We start from the raw sequence: 1484 nt of genomic DNA, 5'->3' as shown, positions 1-1484 counted from the left end.
AAATGGAGCAGCACCTTGAATCCTGTTACCGAAAAGTTGGCCATTATCGGGAAAACTAAAGGGTGTTACAGCGGTTAGTGGTGTGCCACTGCCATCAAATTTACCGGAACCTAAACCCTCTCCAGGAGGCTTTAGGGTGCCAAAATTAATAAGAGCTTGGCCCGAATCATTTACTATAAAAGTATTACCAATTCGCGTTGAAAAGCTATTATCTATTGAAGTGTCATTTTCAAGATCAATATTTAATATTTTCACATTAACCGCCACCTGGCGTTTGCGTAGATCCAACTGCTTTAAGTAGCCTTCTGCCACATTCACAAGATAAGATCCACCTATTAATGTAATAGTACCCAGTCGTGTATCCGTAGTTCCAATCAAACCCTTAAGCGGCCCCTGGGAGGCGCCAAAACTTTCAATTACAGTTTGAGTTGATGTTTGAGAGGTGGAAGCAGATGCATTTGCCGTTGTTACGCCTGTAGACGATGATTCATTTGATGTTGATGTAACTGTATTTGTTTGRGTTATTGTTGCACCTAAATTAGCTAAATACCGTGCTGCACTATTTGGTTCAACCTGATTCAAGCGATAAACCCTAGAAACGGTATTGCCAATCGTTTTTGTGAGCACATTTTGGCCAACAACCACCGTGCGGCCCTCCAACCTTGCCTGTAAACCTGAACTWAGCARCACAAAATTAAAGGCCCGCTCCAATGGCTCGGCCTTAAATGCCACCGTGATCAATCCACTAGATGTATTTGCCCCCACATCCGCAAAGGCAAAGTTATAACCACCCATYTGCGCTAATAACATCAACACATCCCTGGCRCTGGCATTGCGGGTKGTGARGGATACGGGTGGCCCYTTYARCGCCACATARCTGGGGTTGCGCAACACMATCGTGCCCACGGCCATATCACCCACCGGTGGCGCATAGGCCCTTTGCCTYAGGGGCGGCACAAAATTAGCCACCGGCACCTGGCCCGGTGTGCGCAGGTCGTAGCTGCCGGAAACCCGTTGCGGCAGCTGTTGCGCCGCAAAACTSARCCTCAGCGATAGGCCGTCGTCGCTAACCACCGGCGTTGGCACCTGCCTGCCCTGCACCGGCGCCACCGACAGCACAAATCGATTACCACTGCCCTCAAGCACCACCGAGGCAAAACCCACCTCAGGCAATGCCAATTGCCTTATTCCATTTGCCAGCTGCACCTCCTTGCTGGTTGTTATATCCACCTCCAAACCCATTCCCTTTTGACCAATGCGCACCTCCGCATTTGGCCCCATTCCATCCAGAAGCAACTGCACCGCCCCAGCAGTGCGCAACACCCTTAAATCAGCCGCTGGTGCCGCCCAGGCCACCRTCTGCATCGWTTCCGGTGCCAGCAGCAGCCCCAGGCTTACCGCCATAAAGGCGCGCGCGGCATTCATTGAATAATTATCAGCCCGCGGATAATATCGATTTGATCARGGTTGCACCAGTGGCTGAT

The 1484-nt window shown here is 50.5% G+C and carries 1 pseudogene; it reads right to left on the bottom strand.

The features are described from left to right. A pseudogene (locus tag C7K08_RS14080) lies at positions 1-1425 on the bottom strand (type II secretion system protein GspD); the annotation flags it as partial. Between the last annotated feature and the right edge of the window lie 59 nt (positions 1426-1484).

The organism is Synechococcus lacustris str. Tous, assembly GCF_003011125.1.
GTDB classification, from domain to species: Bacteria; Cyanobacteriota; Cyanobacteriia; order PCC-6307; family Cyanobiaceae; genus Synechococcus_D; species Synechococcus_D lacustris.
The sequence above is the reverse complement of the archived record's forward strand: the minus strand, read 5'-3'. Positions and strand labels throughout refer to the sequence as shown.